Source organism: Thioreductor micantisoli, assembly GCF_055392745.1.
This window is the reverse complement of sequence record NZ_AP043760.1, coordinates 1263418-1285678: the sequence shown is the minus strand read 5'-3', so window position 1 is coordinate 1285678 and position 22261 is coordinate 1263418. Positions and strand designations below refer to the sequence as shown.

At 26.0% G+C, this 22261-nt stretch carries 19 protein-coding genes and 1 tRNA gene; 10 read left to right on the top strand and 10 right to left on the bottom strand.

Translation table 11 applies throughout. The features are described from left to right. Position 1: 1 nt before the first annotated feature. Together ACZ5OA_RS06885 and ACZ5OA_RS06880 are read right to left on the bottom strand one after the other, a co-directional pair. A tRNA-Leu gene (locus tag ACZ5OA_RS06885) sits at positions 2 to 86 on the bottom strand. 80 nt (positions 87 to 166) lie between these two features. Further along, on the bottom strand, positions 167 to 442 hold the full coding sequence (locus ACZ5OA_RS06880; RefSeq protein ID WP_464907130.1) for an HU family DNA-binding protein: 276 nt from the start codon (positions 440 to 442) through the stop codon (positions 167 to 169). A gap of 161 nt (positions 443 to 603) precedes the next feature. Here ACZ5OA_RS06880 and flgL point away from each other — a divergent pair, with 161 nt between their 5' ends. From flgL to feoB, 5 genes are all read left to right on the top strand, one after another. Beyond that, positions 604 to 3111: a flagellar hook-associated protein FlgL gene (flgL, locus tag ACZ5OA_RS06875; protein ID WP_464907129.1), complete on the top strand. Its 2508-nt coding sequence runs from the start codon at positions 604 to 606 to the stop codon at positions 3109 to 3111. Between the two features lie 87 nt (positions 3112 to 3198). Next, a complete protein-coding gene (locus ACZ5OA_RS06870) occupies positions 3199 to 5304 on the top strand; it encodes an FtsK/SpoIIIE family DNA translocase (protein WP_464908333.1) in 2106 nt (701 codons plus the stop codon). Between the two features lie 17 nt (positions 5305 to 5321). Continuing rightward, a complete protein-coding gene (locus tag ACZ5OA_RS06865) occupies positions 5322 to 6197 on the top strand; it encodes an OmpA family protein (protein WP_464907128.1) in 876 nt (291 codons plus the stop codon). Between the two features lie 125 nt (positions 6198 to 6322). Continuing rightward, the gene (locus ACZ5OA_RS06860; protein WP_464907127.1) at positions 6323 to 7072 is read left to right on the top strand and encodes a FeoA domain-containing protein; all 750 of its coding nucleotides are present in this window, start codon (positions 6323 to 6325) and stop codon (positions 7070 to 7072) included. Then, positions 7072 to 9081 (top strand): ferrous iron transport protein B, encoded by a 2010-nt coding sequence (feoB, locus tag ACZ5OA_RS06855; RefSeq protein WP_464907126.1) that lies wholly within the window; start codon positions 7072 to 7074, stop codon positions 9079 to 9081. Before ACZ5OA_RS06860 ends, feoB begins: the two co-directional genes overlap by 1 nt. A 19-nt stretch (positions 9082 to 9100) precedes the next feature. Here feoB and ACZ5OA_RS06850 read toward each other — a convergent pair whose 3' ends face one another. Both ACZ5OA_RS06850 and moaC read right to left on the bottom strand, forming a co-directional pair. Next, positions 9101 to 9625: an NTP transferase domain-containing protein gene (locus tag ACZ5OA_RS06850; protein ID WP_464907125.1), complete on the bottom strand. Its 525-nt coding sequence runs from the start codon at positions 9623 to 9625 to the stop codon at positions 9101 to 9103. 5 nt (positions 9626 to 9630) lie between these two features. After that, entirely contained in the window at positions 9631 to 10095 is a 465-nt protein-coding gene (gene moaC, locus ACZ5OA_RS06845; protein WP_464907124.1) for a cyclic pyranopterin monophosphate synthase MoaC, read from the bottom strand. 58 nt (positions 10096 to 10153) lie between these two features. Here moaC and ACZ5OA_RS06840 point away from each other — a divergent pair, with 58 nt between their 5' ends. The 4 genes from ACZ5OA_RS06840 (at position 10154) to ACZ5OA_RS06825 (ending at position 13807) form a co-directional block, all read left to right on the top strand. Beyond that, the gene (locus ACZ5OA_RS06840; RefSeq protein WP_464907123.1) at positions 10154 to 10639 is read left to right on the top strand and encodes a DNA-deoxyinosine glycosylase; all 486 of its coding nucleotides are present in this window, start codon (positions 10154 to 10156) and stop codon (positions 10637 to 10639) included. Beyond that, positions 10636 to 11739, top strand: a complete 1104-nt coding sequence (gene nspC, locus ACZ5OA_RS06835) for a carboxynorspermidine decarboxylase (RefSeq protein WP_464907122.1) — start codon at positions 10636 to 10638, stop codon at positions 11737 to 11739. The genes ACZ5OA_RS06840 and nspC overlap by 4 nt, the downstream gene beginning before the upstream one ends. Positions 11740 to 11814: 75 nt before the next feature. After that, the gene (locus ACZ5OA_RS06830) at positions 11815 to 12861 is read left to right on the top strand and encodes a CsgG/HfaB family protein (RefSeq protein ID WP_464907121.1); all 1047 of its coding nucleotides are present in this window, start codon (positions 11815 to 11817) and stop codon (positions 12859 to 12861) included. Positions 12862 to 12865: 4 nt separating this feature from the next. Beyond that, positions 12866 to 13807: an LPP20 family lipoprotein gene (locus ACZ5OA_RS06825; protein WP_464907120.1), complete on the top strand. Its 942-nt coding sequence runs from the start codon at positions 12866 to 12868 to the stop codon at positions 13805 to 13807. Positions 13808 to 13812: 5 nt separating this feature from the next. On the opposite strand, the gene ACZ5OA_RS06820 is transcribed toward ACZ5OA_RS06825, so the two are convergent. The 4 genes from ACZ5OA_RS06820 to ACZ5OA_RS06805 form a co-directional block, all read right to left on the bottom strand. Beyond that, on the bottom strand, positions 13813 to 15027 hold the full coding sequence (locus ACZ5OA_RS06820) for a YcaO-like family protein (RefSeq protein ID WP_464907119.1): 1215 nt from the start codon (positions 15025 to 15027) through the stop codon (positions 13813 to 13815). Beyond that, the gene (locus ACZ5OA_RS06815) at positions 15008 to 15835 is read right to left on the bottom strand and encodes a YihY family inner membrane protein (RefSeq protein ID WP_464907118.1); all 828 of its coding nucleotides are present in this window, start codon (positions 15833 to 15835) and stop codon (positions 15008 to 15010) included. Before ACZ5OA_RS06815 ends, ACZ5OA_RS06820 begins: the two co-directional genes overlap by 20 nt. After that, on the bottom strand, positions 15825 to 17756 hold the full coding sequence (gene abc-f, locus ACZ5OA_RS06810; protein WP_464907117.1) for a ribosomal protection-like ABC-F family protein: 1932 nt from the start codon (positions 17754 to 17756) through the stop codon (positions 15825 to 15827). Before abc-f ends, ACZ5OA_RS06815 begins: the two co-directional genes overlap by 11 nt. Before the next feature lie 73 nt (positions 17757 to 17829). Next, positions 17830 to 18849 (bottom strand): YeiH family protein, encoded by a 1020-nt coding sequence (locus tag ACZ5OA_RS06805; protein WP_464907116.1) that lies wholly within the window; start codon positions 18847 to 18849, stop codon positions 17830 to 17832. Between the two features lie 104 nt (positions 18850 to 18953). Between ACZ5OA_RS06805 and ACZ5OA_RS06800 the strand changes: the two genes are divergently transcribed. Next, positions 18954 to 19823 (top strand): LysR substrate-binding domain-containing protein, encoded by an 870-nt coding sequence (locus ACZ5OA_RS06800; RefSeq protein ID WP_464907115.1) that lies wholly within the window; start codon positions 18954 to 18956, stop codon positions 19821 to 19823. A gap of 7 nt (positions 19824 to 19830) precedes the next feature. Here the strand turns inward: ACZ5OA_RS06800 and ACZ5OA_RS06795 are convergent, their stop codons facing one another. Together ACZ5OA_RS06795 and ACZ5OA_RS06790 are read right to left on the bottom strand one after the other, a co-directional pair. Continuing rightward, entirely contained in the window at positions 19831 to 20433 is a 603-nt protein-coding gene (locus ACZ5OA_RS06795) for a response regulator transcription factor (protein WP_464907114.1), read from the bottom strand. A 2-nt stretch (positions 20434 to 20435) separates the two neighbouring features. Next, positions 20436 to 22148, bottom strand: coding sequence for a sensor histidine kinase (locus tag ACZ5OA_RS06790; protein WP_464907113.1), 1713 nt, complete (start codon positions 22146 to 22148; stop codon positions 20436 to 20438). Between the last annotated feature and the right edge of the window lie 113 nt (positions 22149 to 22261).

The following is a 22261-nucleotide window of genomic DNA, read 5'->3' as shown; positions in this document are numbered from 1 at the left end:
TTGGTACCGAAGGAGGGACTCGAACCCTCATGAGCAAAGCTCAACGGATTTTGAATCCGTCGTGTCTACCATTTCACCACTTCGGCAAAGAGATTGAAAAATCAATCTCTAAAAAAAGGGGAGTGAAATTATACATAAATAAATAGTATAAAATCAAGTAAATAAATTATTTATTTACTGCTTCTTTAAATTGTTTACCAACTTTGAATTTTACACTTTTACTTTCAGGAACATCTACAATTCTATCAGTTCCAGGAATTTTTGCTTTTCTTCCAGCTCTTGTTGTTCTCTCAAAACTACCAAATCCTATAAAAGATACTTTATCATCTTTTGCTACAGCCTCAGTTATAGTTTCAAGTGTTGCTTTAATTAGTGCATCTACATCAGTTTTACTAAGACCAGTTTTTGATGCAACAGCATCAATTAATTCTGACTTTTTCATACTATTCTCCTTGTTTTTGTGAATTTTCAATATTCTATCTTTTTTTTTGAAAAAAAACAATATTTTTTTGAAAAAAAACCGATTATTTAGGTAAATATAAGTATTTTACCCATTGGAATATAATTTGCTTATTATTTTTATTATAAAAAGAAGGATATATTATGAGAGTTACTACGAATAGTTTGTATTCAAAATTTATTTATGATCAGCAAACAACATATACTAATTTAAATAAAGTAACTGATCAGCTTTCAACGGGTATGAAAATTTCAAAAATGAGTGATAATGCCAAAATTTTTACAGATACACTAAGACTTGATAATGAAAGTACTACTTTAACACAAGTAGTTAATACATCAAAAACTGCTCAAAATTTTACAAATAATACAGATACAACTATGAATGATATGATGACTACTCTTACTTCTTTTAAAACTACATTACTTCAATCTGCAAGTGCAGTAAATAATGGCACTTCAGATACGGCTTTAGCAGATGAATTAGATGGGCTTAAAAAGCATTTACAAGAATTAGCAAATACTTCAATTGATGGCAAATTTCTTTTTTCAGGAACTGCATTTAAAACTAAACCAATTGATGATGCTGGAAATTATAATGGGAATGACAAACATATAAAAGCAAAGCTTGGTTCACTCGTAGAACAAGAATATAATATTGATGGGGCAACCTTGTTTCAAGGAATTGATAAAGATTATTCCAAACACATAGAAACGAATGTGAAACATTTTGATGCTTTAAAAGCAAATCCAGAATTTGTAGTGCAAAAAAATGGAAAATATTATATAGATAAAAATATAAAAGAGGATAATCAAACAGTAGCTACAGATGATAATCCTACACAAGTTTCACTTTCAAGTGATTCAGAAATTAGACAGCTTACAGGAGTAAATGATATTTATAATTCAGCTACAGATAGTTATAGTGATGGGACTAGTCATTTCTATATAAAGGGTAGGAAACCTACAGGAGAAACTTTTAGTGAAAAATTTTCTCTTACAAATGGTGCTAAAATAGATGATTTACTGAGTAAAATAGGAGAAGCTTTTGGAAATAATGCAGTTACAAAAGCAGTAGATGTAAGTATGAATCAATTTGGACAAATTTCTATAAAAGATGCTACAACTGGTAAAATGGTTACAGATTTTTCTATGGTAGCAAGTGACACGGATGAAAATAATATAGATGATATTGTGAAAAATGGTGATTATGCTGTTAGTTTTACAAAAAGTAATTTTCCTCCACTCAGAGATTTGTCTAAAATATCAGCACACAATAAAAATTTTGATAATAGCCTTTTTAATTTAGATTCAGAATTTAGAACTATTGACAAAGAAGAATTTGCTAAGCCAACTGATAAAGTGCATAATGTGTTAAGCACTACAATTTCTTCAATTAATTTATCTGGAACTGATACTAATGGAAATAATGTAAATACAACAGTTAATATTGGTAACAACACAACTATGCAAGATATAATGGATGCGGTTAAAAATAATTTTGGTGATGTAGATGTTAGTTTGGATAATGGTAAATTATCTATTAAAGATAATACAATTGATAAAAATGAAAAATCTAACTTAAGCTTCACTATGGATGCAAACTCTCCTGTATTTGCTAGAATGGATGGACTTACAGATGATAAAACAGAATTTAAAGTAGATGGTAGAAAGCTAACATCAAATGTTGCGCAGATAGATAAAAATACTCAATTACCAGCTACAGAGGATTCAGAACTTATTGATGTAAGTGGAAAAGATAATATTGATGGTAAAAAATTAGATATAAATTATACTGATAAAGATGGAAATATTAAAGAAGCTACTATTACTTTAAGAGACACTCCAGATATTAATGGTCATTTATCTACATTTACAGTAGATGGAAATACTTATGATATTTTTGATAATAAAGGTGAAAAAACACCTATTCATGATGTAACGACTACTACACAAGAGCTTGATCCTCAAACTTGTGAATTATGTAATAAAACACATACAACAAAAGGAATAAGTTATAAACAAGTTGATAATGTAATAGGAATGCTTATGAGTGGACAAATTCCAGCAAATAATGATTTTACAAGTTATAAAAATGCAGTATCTGTGTCTCAAAAAGATGTAACCGTAGGGCTTCAAGCTGGAAAACTTTTTATAGAAGATAAAAATAATTCAGTTACAAAAATGAAATTTGAGATGAATGATACAGACACTGATAGTTATGATGGAAATAGTCCAGTTTTTACATTTAATTCAAATAATGCACTTACAGTAGATGAGCCAAAAGTAGATATTTTCCATCAGTTAGATACGATTATACAAAGTGTTAGAGAAGGAAAAATGAGAGCAGATGGAGACTCAGATGATCCAAGAAATGCAGGAATTGAAAATGGTATTGAATTGATTGATCATATATTTAATCATGTTAATAAAAATCATACAAAAATTGGATCTATTTCAAAATCATTAGAGCATACACAGCAAAGAAATGAAACATTAGTAACACATGTTCAAACATTAAAAAGTGATGTTATAGATGTTGATATGGCTGAGGCGAGTATGAAACTTCAAAAATTACAATTAAATTATCAAGCAATGCTTGCAACTATTTCTAAAGTAAATGGACTTTCTTTAGTTAATTATATGAGATAAAATTATGGTAGAATTTCATTTAAAAAAGGATTTGTTATAAAGAAGATTATTTACTTATTAGGATTTGTTTTTTCTATATTTTTACTTATAGCTACAATTTTCCCAGAAAATAATTTTGTTGGTGTATATGGAAAATTTTTGGGGAGTAGTAATATTGCACTATTTGGATATTTAAGTTATTTGTCTCCTTTTTATATAATATGGCTTTTATATGCATTTTATAAAGATTCAAAAAGAGAAGTTTTTGAAAGAATATTTGCTGTTTTTATTCTTTTTATCTCTTTTTCGATTATACAATCTCTATTTTTATCAAAAGGTGTTTTTGGAAATCTTTTTGTGAATACCATGAAACCTTTTATTGGAACGGTTGGAGTTGTTTTAATAATACTATTTTTATTTGTTATTTCTATTTTAATTTTAAAATTTGATATGCCTACTATTAAATTACCTAAAAAAAATAAATTATTAAATAATACTAAAAAAGAAGAATGTAAAGAAGATAAAAATAAAGAAGAGATAAAAAATAAAGAAAATGAAAAAGAACAAAATGTGGAAGAATATATTAAAACTAGTTTGGAAACTATTCATAATATAGAAGCAACTTCTGATTTGGATAAAAATATTATAAATAAAAATGAAGTAGTATCTAATGAAAATAGAGAACAAACTGAAGATTTTGAAGAAAAAGAAGCTAAAGAAACATTAAAAAAAACAGATAAAACAGATAAAAAAGTTCAAATTGTTTCTGAATTAGATGAAAATAAAGAATTACTAAAAGATATAGAAAAAGGTCAAATAGTAAAACCAAAAGATTTTAAGCTTCCAAGTTTAAAGTTTCTAAAAGTCCCACCTAAAAGAGGAAAACATATAAACGAAGCGGAAATAGATAAAAAAGTACATCTTTTACTCAATAAACTTAGAAATTTTAAAATTGAAGGAGATGTAGTTAGAACTTATACGGGGCCAGTTGTTACAACTTTTGAATTTAAACCATTAGCTCATATTAAAGTGAGTAAAATTTTAAATCTTCAAGATGATTTGGCAATGGCTTTGAAAGCTAGCACTATTAGAATACAGGCACCTGTCCCTGGAAAAGATGTAGTTGGAATAGAGATACCAAACAATGAAATAGAAACTATTTATCTTAGGGAAATACTTGAAACTGATTTGTTTAAAAACTCAAAAGCACCTCTTTTAATAGCTCTTGGAAAAGATATAGTAGGTAAACCATTTGTTACTGACCTTGCTAAGCTTCCTCATCTTTTAATTGCTGGAACTACGGGAAGTGGGAAAAGTGTAGGGATTAATGCTATGATTTTATCTCTTTTATATAGAAATTCACCTGATGATTTGAAACTTATGATGATTGATCCTAAAATGCTTGAATTTTCTATTTATAATGATATTCCTCATTTATTAACACCTGTGATTACTGAATCCAAAAAAGCAATTGCAGGACTTGGAAATATGGTAAAAGAGATGGAGAGAAGATATAAGCTTATGAGTGATGGAAAAGTGAAAAATATAGAAAATTATAATATAAAATTTCCAGAAAATAAAATGCCATATATTGTTGTGATTATTGACGAGTTAGCTGATTTGATGATGACTGGTGGTAAAGATGTAGAATATTCTATTGCAAGACTTGCTCAAATGGCAAGAGCTAGTGGAATTCATTTAATTGTAGCTACTCAAAGACCTAGTGTTGATGTCGTAACAGGTTTGATTAAAGCAAATCTACCGAGTAGAATCAGTTATAAAGTTGGACAGAAAATTGATAGTAAAGTAGTGCTTGATACATTTGGAGCTGAAAGCTTACTTGGGCGAGGGGATATGCTTTTTACTCCTCCTGGAAGCTCAACATTAGTTAGGTTACATGCACCTTTTACAACAGAAGAAGAGATAGAAACAATAGTTGAGTTTTTAAAAGCACAAAGAAGTGCTAACTATGATGAACATTTTTTAGCTGAATCAGTAGAGACTGATATAAGTGAAGAAATAGAGAATAAAGATGAATTATATGAAGATGCTAAGCAAATTATAATTAATGAGAACAAAACATCAATAAGTTACTTGCAAAGAAGATTACAAATTGGGTATAATAGAGCAGCAAATATTATAGAACAATTAGAAGCAAGTGGATTTTTGTCTCAGCCAAATTCAAAAGGTCAAAGAGAAATTTTAAAAAATTAAATTGTAAAGGAATAAATATGAAAAAAACGATTATAGGAGTTGTTAGTATTGGAGTAGTTTTATTTTTATCCGGATGTGGAGAAGATACATATAATGCTTTTCCAAATCAACCTACATCAGTAGTTCAAATGACAAATAATGAAAAAGTTGTCGGATGGATTGATTATAAAAAAGATACTGACAAAGATAAAGTCCCTGATTATTTAGATAAATGTCCAAATACTCCAAAAGGTGCAAAAGTTGATAAAAATGGATGTGCTATAGATAGCGATCATGATAAGGTAATTGATTTATTTGATAAATGTCCAAACACTCCAAAAGGTGCAAAAGTTGATAAGAATGGATGTGCTATAGACAGTGACGGAGATAAAATAATTGATTTATTTGATAAATGTCCAAATACTCCGAAAGGTGTAAAAGTTGATTTTAAAGGATGTCCGATTGATAGTGATAAAGATGGTGTTCCTAACTATTTAGATAAATGTCCAAATACTCCAAGAGGTGTAAAAGTTGATTTTAAAGGGTGTCCTATTTTAAAAATATTTAGATTTAATTTTAAATTTGATAGTTATAAAATAGATAAAAAATATTATCCTGAAATTAAAAAAATTGCAAATATTATAAAAAATAATAAAAAATTGAAAATCGAGATAGAAGGTTTTACCGATGAGATAGGTACTTATGAGTATAATCAAAAATTATCTGTAAGAAGAGCAAACGCATTAAGAGAAATATTAATTCATAAATTTAAAATAAATCCTAAAAAAATTGATATGGCAGGATATGGAGAAAATTATCCTATAGCTTCAAATCAAACAAAAGAAGGTAGAAGGTTAAATAGAAGAGTTGTTGTAATAGACAAAAGTAAATATATAAATTGTATAGTAAAATAAGAGTTTTTATTCTCTTATTTTCTTTTTTTAGATATAATTAGCGACAAATATAAAAAAGTCGTCAATTATATCGACAAATGTATTTTTTTATGTTATAATTAACGACTTATTTAAAAAGGTCGCACATGGAAGTATTAAATATACAACAGAATATATTTTTATTGTCAAAACTTGCTTATTTAGTTCAAAAAGAACCCGATGCAAAAAGTTATAATTTACCTATTAGTGAAAAAAATGGAGTTAATGAACTTTTAGCCAAGCTTATAACAACACAAAATATAAAAACTCATTGGATTAATTGGGCAAAATTTGAAGATAAAAATATTGAGGTTGGAATTAATAAACTTGTCAAAAAAATTTTATTAGAAAAATTTAAACCAAATAGTGGTATTGTAAAAATGGCAAGATTAAAGAATCATTATAGTCCTAAATTTTATGAGTTATGTCAAATATTACCACTTGAAATAACTCCAGAATCTTTAAAAAGAGAACTTGGGATTATAGATAAATATGATAGATATTATGATCTGAAAAAAAAAGTAATAATTCCATCATTGCAAGATTTAGAAAGAATTGATATAAGTGTTAAATTGTCTGAAATAAAAAATGGTAAAAAAATAGAAAAATTACTTTTTACAAAAGGAGTGAGAATGAATGTAAGTGAAATGAAAATAGGGCAAGTTGGAGTTATCAAAAAAATAACTGCTACTGAGCCTTTAAAAAGTAGACTTTTTTCACTTGGAATTGTAAAAGGTGAAAAAATAAGAATTTTGAAATATACAATGGCAAAAAATACTTTTGAAGTGGAAGTCAATAAAAGTAGAATTGCTTTAAGAGAAGACGAAGCAAAAATGATATTAGTGGAGACAAAATAATGAAAGAGATAAAAATAGCACTTGTTGGTCAGCCAAATGTTGGTAAAAGTCATTTAACTAACTCAATCTCAGGAGCGACTTTACATGTAGGAAATTTCTCAGGTGTTACTGTGGATAAAAAAGAAGTTGAATTTAAAAGAGGTGATTATAATTTTAAAATGATAGATTTACCTGGATTTTATTCACTTAATACTTATACACCAGAAGAAGAAGTATCTAAAAAATATTTACTCGAAGAAAAGTATGATGTAATTTTAAATGTTGTAGATGCAAATCAACTTGAAAGAGGTTTAGCTTTTAGTCTTAGTATTGCAGATATGAATAAACCAATGGTTTGTGCTTTTAATATGTATGATGAAGTTAGTAAAAATGGTGGTGAAATAGATGCTAAAAAATTTTCAACTTTAACAAACATAAATGCAGCAAATGTATCAGCAAAAGAAAAATTTGGATTTGAAAAGCTTTTTGAGTCAGTAATTGATACTTATGAAACTAAAAAATTGCCAAATATTCAATATAGTGAATTTGTAGAAGAATCAGTAGTTGATTTAATTGAATTTATAAAGTGTGAAAAATTTGACAAAAGATTTATGGCTATTAGACTTATTGAAGAAGATGAAGATATTTACAAAATTATTCATGAAAAACCTTGGTATGTGGAGCTTATGCCAAAATTAAAAGAAATAAAAAATAATTTAAAAATTGAAGCAAATGAAGATGATACAAAAACAATATTTGCAGATGAAAGATATGCCTTAGCAAAAGGTGTAACAAGACAGATAGCAAAAACAGCCAAAAAAGAGACATTAACAGAAAAAATAGATAATGTTTTAATTCATCCAATTTTAGGATTTCCTATATTTTTATTTTTTATGTGGGCTATTTTTCAAACAACATTTGTTTTAGGTAATATTCCTATGAATTATATTGGTACTGGATTTGAAATTTTTGGTAATTTTGTGGGAGGATTGCTTCCTAATGGTTTTATAAAAAATGCATTAGTTAATGGGGTTATTCCCGCTATTGGTGCAGTTGTTATGTTTTTACCAAATATTTTAATTCTGTTTTTAGGAATTAATTTACTTGAACAAACTGGTTATATGGCAAGAGCAAGTTATGTTATGGATGGAGTTTTGAAACATTTTGGACTTCAAGGGAAAAGCTTTGTGCCGTTAGTTAGTGGATTTGGATGTACAGTTCCTGCTTATATGGCTGCAAGAACACTGAAAAATCCAAAAGATAGACTTATCACAATGTTAGTTTTAGGATTTATGAGTTGTGGAGCGAGACTTCCTATTTATGTGCTTTTAGTAGGAGCATTTTTTGCACCAGCAGTGCAAGGTGATGTAATGTTTACAATTTATGTTGGTGGAGCGATGATGGGACTTATTGTAGCAAAAGTTTTAAGAATAACACTTTTCAAAGGTGAACCGGAACCATTTGTAATGGAAATGCCAAAATATAGATTTCCTTCACTTAAAGGTATTTTATTTGATTTATGGATTAAAACAAAAATGTATCTTAAAAAAGCTGGAACATTTATCGCCATTGCGGCTTTTGCTATATGGTTTTTAAGCAGTTACCCTGTAAATCAAAAAGAACTAGAAAAAATACCAGTAGCAAATCAACAAAGTTATATTTTAGAACATAGTTATTTATCTGATATAGGTAAAACAATCGAGCCAATTCTTAGACCTATTGGAATGGGTTGGAAAGAGACAGTATCTTTGATAGCAGGACTTGCGGCAAAAGAAACAGTAGTTTCAACGATGGCCGTTTTATATCATGGAGATGGTAAAGCGACACTTTCTAATACATTGAAAAATAATATTTCATTTGCAACGGCAGTGGCGATGATAATAATAGTTATGTTTTATTCTCCTTGTTTAGCAGCTATGGGAACATTTTATGCAGAAGTGCCACAATGGGCTTGGAGAACATTCTATACAATTTATCCAAATGTTTTTGCTTGGATAGCTGCATTTATTGCTTATCATATCTTAGCTTAAAGCCTTTTGGTTTTTAAGCTTATTTAAGCTCTTTTTTAATCTCAAATCTATATTTATTATATTCATTTTTATAGTTTAAATTAATTAGTTCTTTTTCATTTATTTCTATACATTTTTTACCAAATTTAGGGGAAAGTTTGTTTTTTTTAACATTTTGCACTAAAAATTTCAAATCTTTTCTGGAATAAACTCCAATAAAAGGGGAATTACAAGTTATTGTTTTTGTTTTTAGTAATTTTTTTATTGAATTTTGACTTAAAAGTGGAACATCAACAGGCACTACAAAAACATAATTAAATTTTTGAATTAGTTTTATAAGTGCGAAAATAGGGGCATAAAGTTTATATTTATCATAAACTATATTTTTTAGCCCCCATTTATCTTTTTTAGAAGAGATATAAACTTTTTTAAATATTTTAGAATATTTTTTATATTGATAATGAGTTAGCGTTTTTGAGCCGATTCTAAGGCGAGATTTATCACTCTTAAAACGACTACTTTTTCCTCCAGCTAAAATTACACAAACTATTTTATTTTCTTTCACAAGTTTCACTTTCTTTCAAATGTACCGCTTTTTCCACCACTTTTATGAAGTAGTTTAATGTCGCTTATTACCATTTCTCTATCGATTGCTTTTGCCATATCGTAAATTGTTGAAAGTCCTATCGAACAACCCACAATTGCTTCCATTTCAATTCCAGTTTTTGCAGCGGTTGATGCAGTTACAAATAACTCAAATCCATTTTCAATCTCTTTAACATCAACATCAACTCCATCTATTAAAATGTTATGACACATTGGAATAAGTTCACTTGTTTTTTTACTTCCCATAATTGCTGCAATTATAGCAGTTTGAAGAACTGCACCTTTTTTAAGATTATCATTTAAAATTTTTTCTTTGGTTTCTTTTTTCATAAAAATTTTACCGCTTACTTTGGCAATTCTTTTTGTAATATCTTTATTTCCTACATTTACCATTTTGGGATTATTTTTTTCATTTATGTGTGTTAGCATTTTTTTCCTTTTTTAATTTTAAATAAATTTGATAGAATTATATCAAAAAAGGTTCATTATGGAGTATCATCCTTTCAAACCATTAATTGATAAAGATAGTAATATTCTAATATTAGGAACTTTTCCATCAATTAAATCATTTGAAAATAACTTTTATTATTCACATCCTAGAAATCAGTTTTTTCCACTTTTAGCAGATACTTTTAAAGAAAAAAGACCAATAACAATTGATGAAAAAATAAGTTTATTAAAAAAATATAAAATTGCTTTGTGGGATATGGTAAAAGAAGCAAATAGAATAAATTCACTTGATTCATCTCTAAAAGATATAGAATTAAATGATATTGAATCTCTTTTAAAAGAGTATCCAAATATTAGATTAATTGCTTTTACCTCTAAAACAGCCCAAAATTTGTTTAAAAAATTAAATATAAATTTTCCAAATGTTTATCTTCCAAGTCCTTCGCCAGCTTATGCAAAAATGAAATATGAGGATAAACTTAAAGAATATGTTAATATATTAAAAAATAAAGGAACTTTATGAAAACACCTATCTATATTTGTGAAGAAGAGTTATTAGAAAGAAATTTAAGAATTTTAGATAGAGTACAAAAAGAAGCAGATTGTAAAATTTTGGTAGCCCTTAAAGGTTTTGCAATGTGGTCCACTTTTGATTTAGTTGAAAAATATTTGAGTGGTGCAACTTGTAGTGGTCTTTGGGAAGCAAAACTTGCAAATATGAAAGGTTGGGAAGTAGATGTTTATTCACCTGTATATAAAGATGATGAAATAGATGAAATAGCCGAAATTTCTGATAAAGTTATTTTTAATTCATTCAATCAATTAACGAAATTTAAAGATAGAGTTTTAGGAAAGGCAGAAATTGGAATTAGAATAAATCCCGAAGTTAGCTCATCTCCCGTAGCACTTTATGACCCGTGTGCGGCTTTTAGTCGAATGGGAGTAACTATCAAAAATTTTAGAGAAGATTTGTTAGATGGAGTTGATGGACTTCATTTTCATACACTTTGCGAGCAAGATACAAAACCTTTAATTAAAGTTTTAGAGGGAGTAGAAGAAAAATTTGGTAAATATCTTTATCAAATGAAATGGGTAAATTTCGGTGGAGGTCATCACATCACAAGAGCGGATTATGATGTAGATGAATTAATTAAGATAATTAAAAAATTTAAAGAAAAATATGGCGTTGAGGTTATTCTCGAACCTGGGGAAGCAGTAGGATGGCAAACTGGATATTTGGTTGCGAGTGTGCTTGATATTGTGGATAATGGTATGAAAATAGCAATTCTTGATACAAGTGCAGAAGCACATATGCCTGATGTTCTCGCTATGCCATATCGAGCAGAAGTTAGAGGAGCAGGGGAGCCAAATGAAAAAAAATATACTTACAGATTTGGTGGGAACACTTGTTTAAGTGGTGATATTATTGGAGATTATAGTTTTGATGAAGAGTTAAAAATAGGGGATAAAATAATTTTTGAAGATATGATACATTACACAATGGTAAAAAATACTCATTTTAATGGAGTTAGAATGCCTTCAATTGGGTATAAAAGAAAAAACGGAAAATTATGGATTGTTAGAGAATTTAGTTTTGAAGATTATAAAAATAGGTTATCGTAAAAAATTAAATATTTTATTGATTTTTTAAAGAAAAATAAGTAGAATTAGATTTAAAAAAACAAAATAGGAGAAAGTATGAAAAAATATGCTTTAGTTGTATTAACGGGTATTATAGGAGTTTCATTTTTAGGATGTAGTGCTAAAAAGGTTACAATAAAAGCACAACTTCCAGCAGAGGTTGATACATTAACAAAAAAGAAAGATATTGCAATTCTTCCTTTTAAACATGATAATGTTAATTTTAGTGGTAGATTAGAAACAAAATTAGCAAATGTAAGAATTAAAAACAAGTCTTATTTTAAAATCATTAATAGAGATAGAATAGGTAGTGTTTTAAAAGAATTGAAATTTCAATCAAGTGATTTAGTAGGGGATAAAGCAGCTAAATTTGGTAAATTAGCTGGAGCAAAAGTTCTTATTGCAGGTAATGTTAAAACAAGTACAGCAAGCGGAAGTTATCAAAAACCAGAAGAAAGATGTGCTAGTTGGGGTAAAAAAGGATGTTTATATTATAAAACAGTTTATATAACTTGTCAAACTGCAAGTGCTACATTTAATGCTTCAATTAATGCAATTGATGTAAATAGTGCTCAAGTAGTAGATGCAATTGATATTACAAAGAATTATAAAGGTGATAGTTGTAAAGATACAGGTGTTTCATTATTTGGACTTCCACTATCAAAAAAATTTAAAGGAGCAAATGAAGCTCTTAATAACTTAGCAGATGAAGCTGCTACTGAATATGTAAATAGAGTGGCACCTCATTATGTTACTATGCAAGTAGAATTAATGGATTCAGTAAAAAGTATTGATTTAAATGATATACAAGAAAAAATGTTTGAAAATGTTTTAACTTATATTGAACATGGAAGAATAGATAAAGCAGAATATATTTTAAAAAAATTAAACGAACAAACAAGAGAACAATCTTATGAAATTGCATATGATTTAGGCGTAGTAGAAGAAGCTTTAGGTAAATTAAAAGAGGCACAAGCAGCATATAGATTGGCAGATAAAATTATTACTGATACTGGAGAAAACCCAAGTGAATTAGTGGATCATGCAATCGAAAGAATAGAAAATTCTATTCAAAAAAGACAAAAATTAAAAGGACAAATCTAAAATAATGAAAAAGATTATTCCTTTTTTCTTTTTGCTCTTGTTAGTAGGTTGTGCAGAAAATAGAGTTTATATACAATCAAAGCCAAAACCTATTCCTACTTGGTATTTGAATCCACCACAAAGTACTCAAAGAATTGTATATGTTAGTGGTAGTGGTATAAACAAAAAAGAAGCTATTTTAAATGCTTTATCAAATTTTATATCAAGATATAGTGTTACTATTTCTTCTAATTTTGAAACTAAAAGTAAATCATTTGGAGGAGGTTTATATAGTAAAAACAGTGTAAATAATATAAAAGCAACTGTTAAAAAATTTGAAGTATCAAATTATGATGTAGAAAAAGCGGAAAAACAGAGCTTTGATAAATTTTTTGTATTAGTGAAAGTTGATATTAATAAATTATATGAAAATTTAAAAAATCAACTTGATAATAGATTTAAAGAGTATAATAATGAATATTATATTGTTTCTCGTGAGAATTTGTTAAATCAATTTATTGAACTAAAAAAGTTATATAGTAAAGTAAAAGAAGAGGAAAATTATATTTATATTTTAAAAGTAATGAATGATAAGTTTAATGAAAAAAATTATTTATCTTTTATAAATAAGGTTAAAAATAGATTATATAGTTTAAAAAACACTCTTCATATACAAATAATTTCAAATAATAATATAATTTCTGAGGATATCAAAAAATATTTAACAAACAAAGGTATTAAAATAGGAAGAAGTGATATTAAAATAGAAGTAAGTGTAAGTAAAAGAAATTCTTCTTCATATATGAGATTAGTTACATATCAAATTTATATGAATATAAAATATAAAAATAGCATAATAGGAAGTAATTTTTTTAAGGTTATTACATCACAAAATTCAAGTATAAATGGATATTTATTTAATGATATTAAAGAGTTATCTCTTGAAAAATTTTTAAATTTAAAATAGTTATTCTAAATAAGTTGAGTTATTTTTTTATATGTTTCATCAAATTCTAAATTTAAGCTATTATTTTCTAAATTTTGTATAAATTTTTCAATAGTTATAGGAGTTTTGAAAATAACTCCTATGAACTTTCCTAAATCTATATAAGGATTTAAACTTTCAAAAGATTCTATTATTTCATATTTATCATAATTTTTATAATTTAAAACTAAGTTTCTATAAAATTTACCTTGATTTTTATTATTATAAATCAAGTCATCAAGTGGATAAATCTCGGAAATAGAAGGAATTATTACCTGATAAGCATAAAAATTTTGATAATTATACTTTTTATAATATATTTCTTTATCAAAAACTAAATAGTTTTTAAATTCCCATTTTTTAATTTCAAAGTTTGAGTTTTTTAAAAAATTATTGTGAATTAATCCATTTGATGATATGAAATGAGTTTCTAAATTGAACGGATCATTAACTTCATCTAAGTTATTACTAAACTCTCCAATATCTTTAAAATTTTTTCTTCCTTGCATAAGCTCAAAATATGCTTTTTCTATTGCTTTTTCTTGATTTATATCACATCCAAATGATAAAAGAATATTATTATCTTTTATATAACTAGCAGCCATTACAGGATATTTTCTATTTAAAGAAGCATCATAGATTTGAATATTTTCTGAATTTAGTTTATGTTCTATTTTAGGAAGTGAGTATCCATTTTTTATAACTTCAAATTTAACAAATCTTTCAATAATTTCACTTAGTGCATTTTCAAAGGCTTTTGTTTTATTTGGATAAAAGGCCATTCCATTACTTGCATAAAGATTTTGAATTAAATTAATTGGGAAGTAGATTACTTTATTTGAATTAAGTTTTTTAAATGGAATAGAAAAAATTTCTTCACTTGAAGAAGAAAAGTCTATTAAATCTTCTTTAGTTAAGTTATCAATTTGATAAAATTTTTTTAATTTTTCATCTAAAAAATTGCAATTTTTAGCATCAGGATAAAGATTATCTAAATAATAATCTTCGAAATAGTTTTTAGTAAGAAGTCTTTCACACATTTCTCCATAAGCTCCAAGCAGGGCTTCTTCCGTGCTCCAACCTTTTCCATTACTAAAAAATGGTAAATTTTTAGCTTTTAGAGTTATAGAATATATATTGTTAAAAAAATATTCATCTATTATTTGTGGTTCTATATTAAATTTAGCTAATAGATTTTTCATTTTTTTCTTTAAAATAAACATCCAAAAACTCACATAAATGAGCTCCACTTATAAAAATTATCCAACTTACATAAATCCATACAAAAACGAATAAAACAATGCTAAATGAGCCATATAAAGATGTATAATTTTTATTGTAAATAACATAATAAACAAATAGACTTTTTGCTATAGAGAATATAGTTGCGCTTATAAATGAAGAAATTGCGATAGCTTTAATATTTAATTCTTTATTTGCACCCAAATTATAAGCAAGCCAAAACATTACAAAAATTGTAAAAAATGGAATAAGTGCTAATATATTTATATTTTGAGTATAAGTTGATTGATTAAGAATATATTGAATTTTTACTGAAATATAGATACTAAATGAAAAAAGGATAGGGAATAGTGTCATTGTTGTCCAATAGATAGTTATTTTATTCCATAAATCTCTTTTTTGTGAATTAAAAATTTTTATCATAATAGTTTCAAAGTTTTGAAAAAACAGAATACTTGTTAGGAAAATATAAATTCCTCCTGTAATTCCCATAGATTTTGAATTTTGGACAAATGAATTTATATAAATTTTTATTGTTTCTTGATTTGTTGGGAGTATGTTTGAGAGAATAAAACTTTCTATTTTTTGATAATATTCATTAAACATAGGATTTGATGCAAGTAAAGATAAAATTATTAGTAAAATTGGAACAATAGAAAATATTGTATAAAAACTTAAGCTACTTGCTTGGATTGTTATTTCTTCTGTTAAACTTGGTGTTCTATTTTTTAATTTTAAAAATAGATTTTTTAATTCATTATTTTTCAAAATTTTCAACCTTTTCTTCAAGTTCTAAATATTTTTCAACCTTTTCTTCAAGTAAATTTTTAAGCTTATCAAGCTCTTCACTTGTTTTAAGAATTCCTTTTTTTTCGTAACACTCAGGATTTGCAAGACACTCATTTAATTTAGTTATTTGTTTTTCAATTTCATCAATTTCATCTGGTAAAGTTTCATATTCTCTTTTTTCTTTATAAGATAATTTTGTTTGTTTTTTCTCTTTTTTTGGTTCTTCTTTTTTAATTTCAACTTCATTCTCAAAGTTTGAAATCTCTTTTATAGTTTTTTCAATTTCTAAATACTCACTATATTGAGTGTAACTCTCTTCAATAACTCCATTTCCTTTGAAAATAAAAAGTTTTTGAGCTAATTTATCAACAAAATATCTATCGTGACTTACGAAAATTACTGCACCTTTGAAGTCAATTAAATACTCTTCTAAAATATTGATGGTTGGAATATCCAAGTCATTTGTAGGTTCATCTAAAATCATAACATCATAATCTTTTGTAAACATTAACGCAAGGGCAACTCTACTTTTTTCACCACCACTTAAAATTCCAATTTTTTTATCTAAAAATTCTTTTGGAAATAAAAATTGTTTCAGGTATCCATAAACATGCATATTTCTACCACGAACTTCAATTCTATCTCCACCCATTGGACAAAAAGTTTCAATTAAATTTTTATCATCATCAAGCATTTTTCTGTTTTGGTCAAAATAGCCAATTTTAATATCACCTTTTTTAATTTTCCCAGCATCAATATCCATTTCACCTATCATAATTTTTAGAAGTGTTGATTTACCGGCTCCATTTTTACCAACTATTGCAATTTTATCTTTTTGTAAAATTCTTGTGCTAAAATTTTTGATTAAAACTTTATTTCCTAATGTTTTAGATATATTTTCAAGTTCAAAAAGCAGTTTTTGTTTGTTTATTTTTTGCGCATCAGTTTTCATCATTTCTCTTTGCAATTCAAGAGACATTTTTCTGATGATTGAAGGATTTTTTTGGGCCTGTTCTCTCATCTCTAAAACTCTAGCTTTTCGTCCTTCGTTTCTTTTTAGTCTTGCTTTTACTCCTTGATGAAGCCATTCTTCTTCTTTTCTAAGTAGTTTAATTAAATGTTCGTGTCCTTTTTGAATATTATGAAGCATTTGTTGTTTTTGTTCTAAATAGCTTTTATATCCACCGTTAAAACTTCTAAGGTGGCACTCTTCAATCTCAACTACCCTTGTGGCAAGTCTATCGATAAAATATCTGTCATGTGAAATTACGATAAAAGTATATTTTTCTTTTAGTAAAATATCTTCTAAAAACTCTACCATATAAACATCTAAATGGTTTGTAGGTTCATCCAAAAGTAGAATATCTGGCTTTTGAAGTAGTAGGCTAGCGAGGGCTACTCTTCTTTGCTCCCCACCACTTAGGAAATTAACATCTCTATCTTCATATTTTTTGAGGTCAAATTCTTGCATAATTCTTTCAATTCTATCATCTAAATTCCAAGCATTGTGCAAATCTAAAAATGTAGTAATTTTATGAAGTTCTTCTTGGAGAGTTTTATTTTCAAAGTCATTTTCAAGTTCTTTAATTAATGTATTATATTTTTGGTATGCTTCTCTAAATTCTGAAAGTTCATTTTCAATCGCTTTTTTTACACTCATATCTTTTTCAAATACAGGCATCTGTCTTAATCTTTTGATTTTTATACCATTTTGACGAATAATTTCTCCATCATCTGCTTCTATTGTTTTATCAATTAATTTTAAAAGTGTGGACTTTCCACTTCCATTTTGTCCAACAATAGCAACTCTTTCGCCATTTTCTAAATGAAAATCAACATTACATAAAATTTTTTGGGCTTCATATTGTTTTGAAATTTCGTGCATATTTATTAGTGCCAAAATAAGCCTTTTTAATGAAATTGTAGCATAAAAGAGGAGGAGAAAAAAGTTTTGATAATAGAAATTTTAAGCTCTAAAAATTTAGAGCTAATTTTGTTATAAAATATCCACCAAATATTAACCAAATAAACAGAATAAATGCTAAATAAATCGGTCTCATTCCAACATTTTTAAACTTTTCAACAGTTGTTTCCATTCCAAGAGCTGTCATAGCCATTGTAAGTAAAAATGTATCAAAAGAATTTATTATACCGACCATTTTTGTTGGTAACAAATCAAAAGAATTAAATCCTGCCACTAGCATAAAAAATACAGCAAACCAAGGTATTGTAATTCCTTTTTTTACATTATTATCACCTTTGGCTGATAACCAAATACCAAGTATAATTAAAAATGGTGCGATCATCATAACTCTTATCATTTTTACGATAATTGCGGTTTGTGCAACTTCAGGGCTTATAGCACTTCCAGCACCTACTACATTAGCTACTTCATGAATTGTTCCACCTATATAAATTCCCATACCTTCGGGCGAAAGAGGTACTAATCCAGCTTTATAAGCCAACGGATATAAAAACATCGCAAGTGTTCCAAAAATCACAACTGTTCCAACTGCTACTGCACTTTTGTATGGTTTTGCATTTATTACAGGTTCTGTTGCTAAAACGGCTGCTGCACCACAAATTGAACTTCCAACAGTTGTTAAAATAGCTGTATCTCTATCAAGTTTGAAAATTTTAGTACCTATTAAATATCCTATGGTAAATGTCCCAAATACAATAGTAATTGATACAATAAGTCCTGACATACCTACTGCAAAAATATTTTGAAAAGTAATTCTAAATCCATATAAAATAATGGCAAATCTTAAAATATTTTTGGTAGAAAATAAAATACCCGGTACCCATTCTTTAGGAAGTTTATGTCTTAATGTGTTTGCATAAATGATTCCTATTACGATACCAATAATTAATGGACTAAATCTCAATGATTTAATGACTGGTAAATTTGATATTTGAATTGCAGCAAGTGCAAATAAAGCTACAAGTAAAAGGCCATTTAGAGTATTTGCTCTGTTTTCTTTTGATAACATTGTTGTATCTCCTTTTTAATTTTCTGAAATTATAGTAATAAAGGTTAATTAAGTAAAATTAAATTTTTTTGATATAATATTAAATAAAACTTATAAGGAAATAAATGACTTTAAAAGAGCTTAAAATTTTTTTGGAATTATCTGAAACTCAAAATATTTTGGAAATATCAAAAAAATTATCCATTACGCAATCAGCTATCTCTCAATCTATAAAATCTTTAGAAAATAAACTTAAAGAACCGTTATTTGATAGAATAGGTAAAAAACTTGTTTTAAACGAAAGAGGTAGAGAGTTTAAAAAAATGACAATAAATCCTTATAATCAGCTTATAAATATCCAATATCAATTTTTAAAAGAAAAAATTGCAGGAACTATATATGTTGCCACAAGTAAAACTCTTGGAACATATATTTTACCACAGATTATTTTTGATTATTTATCAAAAAATAGAAATATTTTGATTAAAAAAGATATCCAAAATTCAACAAAAATCATAGAAAATATCAAAAATGGTAAAATTGATTTGGGACTTATTGAAAATGAAGTTGATGATAAAGATATTATAAAAGTTAAAATAAAAGAAGATGAATTAATTATTGTATCAGCACAAAAACAAAAAGAACTTTTTATAGATGAGTTAAAAAATAAAAAATGGCTTTTAAGAGAAGAGGGCTCAGGTACGAGAGAAATATTTCTAAATCATATAAAAGGAGTCTTTGATATTGATATTTTTATGGAGTATAATGAATTTGAAGAAGCTAAAACAATTCTAATAAATAATCCAGATACTATAACTTGCGTATCTAAAGAGGTAGTAAAAAAAGAGTTAAAAGAAAAAAAACTTTATGAAATTAAAATAAAAAATCTGATTTTTAAAAGAAATATGTATTTAATTTATCACAAAAATAAAACAAAAAGTGAACTTTTCGAAGATTTTATCAATTTTATATTCGATAGTTTAAAAATTAAATAATACTTTTTTATGATTTTAAAATATATCCTTCTTTGGGTAGGTTTTCTATTTCTAGTGCGCTTTTATTTTTTATTCTACTAATAGCAGTCTGAATAGCTGTATAAGATACCTCTTTTTCATAAATAGATTCTATTATTTCATCATAACTTATTACTCTATTTTTGTTATCTGAAAATAGTTCTATAAATTCCCATTCTTTTTTTGATAGTTTTATTTCTTTGTTATCTTTTATTAAAATTTTTTTATCTTTATCGTAAATATAATCTCCAATTACTATTTGTTTTGGAAAAAATCTTGATAGTTTTGCTTCTATTTCAGCCATAAAAAATGGTTTTTTTATAAAGTCAATAGCTCCATTTTTATAAGCTTTATTTATGTTTATTTCATTTATATCACTACTCATTATTATAACTTTATCAAATCTTAAATATTCTAGAAGTTCTAATCCATTAATTCCAGGAACATTTATATCTAAAAGATATAAATCATATTTTTGAGATATTATATCATTTCCATTAAAAAAGCTATCTACTTCATATCCTAAAACTTCTAAAGTTTCTGTAATTGTCTCATTTAAAGATTTGTCATCTTCTAAAACTGCTATTTTCACTTTTATCCTTTAAAAGTATAAATAAATTTTACTCTATTATTTTTATTTTCTATATCTATTTTTATATTATATTTTTTACAAATTTCTTTTATGATAGTTAAACCAATTCCAAATCCACCTTTAATAGTATCTTCTCGATAAAATTCTTCAAATATTTTTTGATTATCTTTTAAATTTCCACTATTTATAAATGCTACTTTTTTACCTTCTATTACTATTTCTATATTTTCATCCGTGCTATATTTAATAGCATTTGAAATATTGTTATCAATTAATCTAATTAATTCAAATTCGCTAATAAAAATATCAAATTCATTTTTTGTGATTAATTTTATTATTTTATTTTCATTTTTTGCAATAGCTGAAAAAAACTCTATTCTATTTTTTAAAATTTTAGAAAATTTAATATTTTCTTTTTTATATCCATTTTTATTAAGTCTAAGATAATATATAATATCTTCATAAGAGTTTTGTAAAGTTTTAAGTGATAATTTAATTCTCTGTGAATATTTATCATCACCTTTTATTTTATCCCTTAAATCATTGTTTAGTGTTATATTTGCAAGAGGAGTTTTGAGTTCGTGTGCTACGAAATTTAGAAATTTTGTTTTTGAATCGATTAATGAATAAATTTCATCTAAACTTTTATTATGACTTTTAGCTAAAACTCCTATTTCATCATTTCTTTTTAAAATATTTTCATTTTTTATTTTTTCATTTTCTTTTACTTTTTCTTCTATATTTAGAATAGGATAAATTATAAGTTTACTGATAAAATAAAATTCTATCAATATAAAGAGAATTAATATAAAAAGTATTATATCTAATAAAATTTTATACTCTTTTTCTTGTTTTATTATCTTACTTTCATCAAAACTAATTTTGTAAATTATAAAACTATCATTTGAAAACATTCCTTTTTGAAGCATATACATTTCTTTGATATTATGAGGCTTTTTAATTATTAAAGGATTTTCTTTTTGCAATTTTCTAAAAATTTCGAAACCTATTTTATTATTTTTTATCATCTCTTTTAATGAAAATTTTCTACCTAATGGTTTTAGAATATTACATTCTTGAGCAAGTTTTACATTTGGTTGAATAAAAAAAGTTTGAAGATTTTTTATAAAAGTTTCCTTTTTCAATGTTTTTTTTAGTTTCTTTTTTATTTTTAATAATTTTGGTTGGTTATAAATAAATCCAAGTTGTAAAACTTTTTTGCTATTTTTGTGTAGAGGAATAAAAGAATCACTAAAACTCATAAACTCACCACTAGCTGGTTCACAAATCGGAGGAGAAAAAACTACTTTTCCTCTATGAGATTCAAAAAACTTTTTTGCAAATTTTAGAGAAAAATCTTTGTCATATTTAAAAGTAGTATTTACGATAGTTAAATTATCATCAGTGATAAAAATATGAGTTTTTATTTTTGATTGCAAAATAGATAAGTTTGAATCTAATGGATGAGTTTTGAAATATTGTAATGTTTTATAATGTAAATCTATAATTTCTTTTTCTTTTGAGTGGTAAATCTTTAGAATTTCATTTAAAAATTTTTCTGTGTTGATAGAAAAATTATAAAAAAGGTTCATCTCTTTTAATTCGAAATTTTCTTTTAAAAGATGCTTTTTATTATTTATTATAAAAAGTATAGGGATAGCTATTAAAATAGAGATAATGATTTTTAAAAGTATAAATTTTAGTTTTAGTGTCAAAAATACCTCTTTTGTATAAACTCTTTATAAGATTATACCATTTTGTAAGAGTTTTGAAAGAAGCTTTTGTTAGAATATAAAATATAAAAGTAAAGTTTAATATTTCAAAAGGA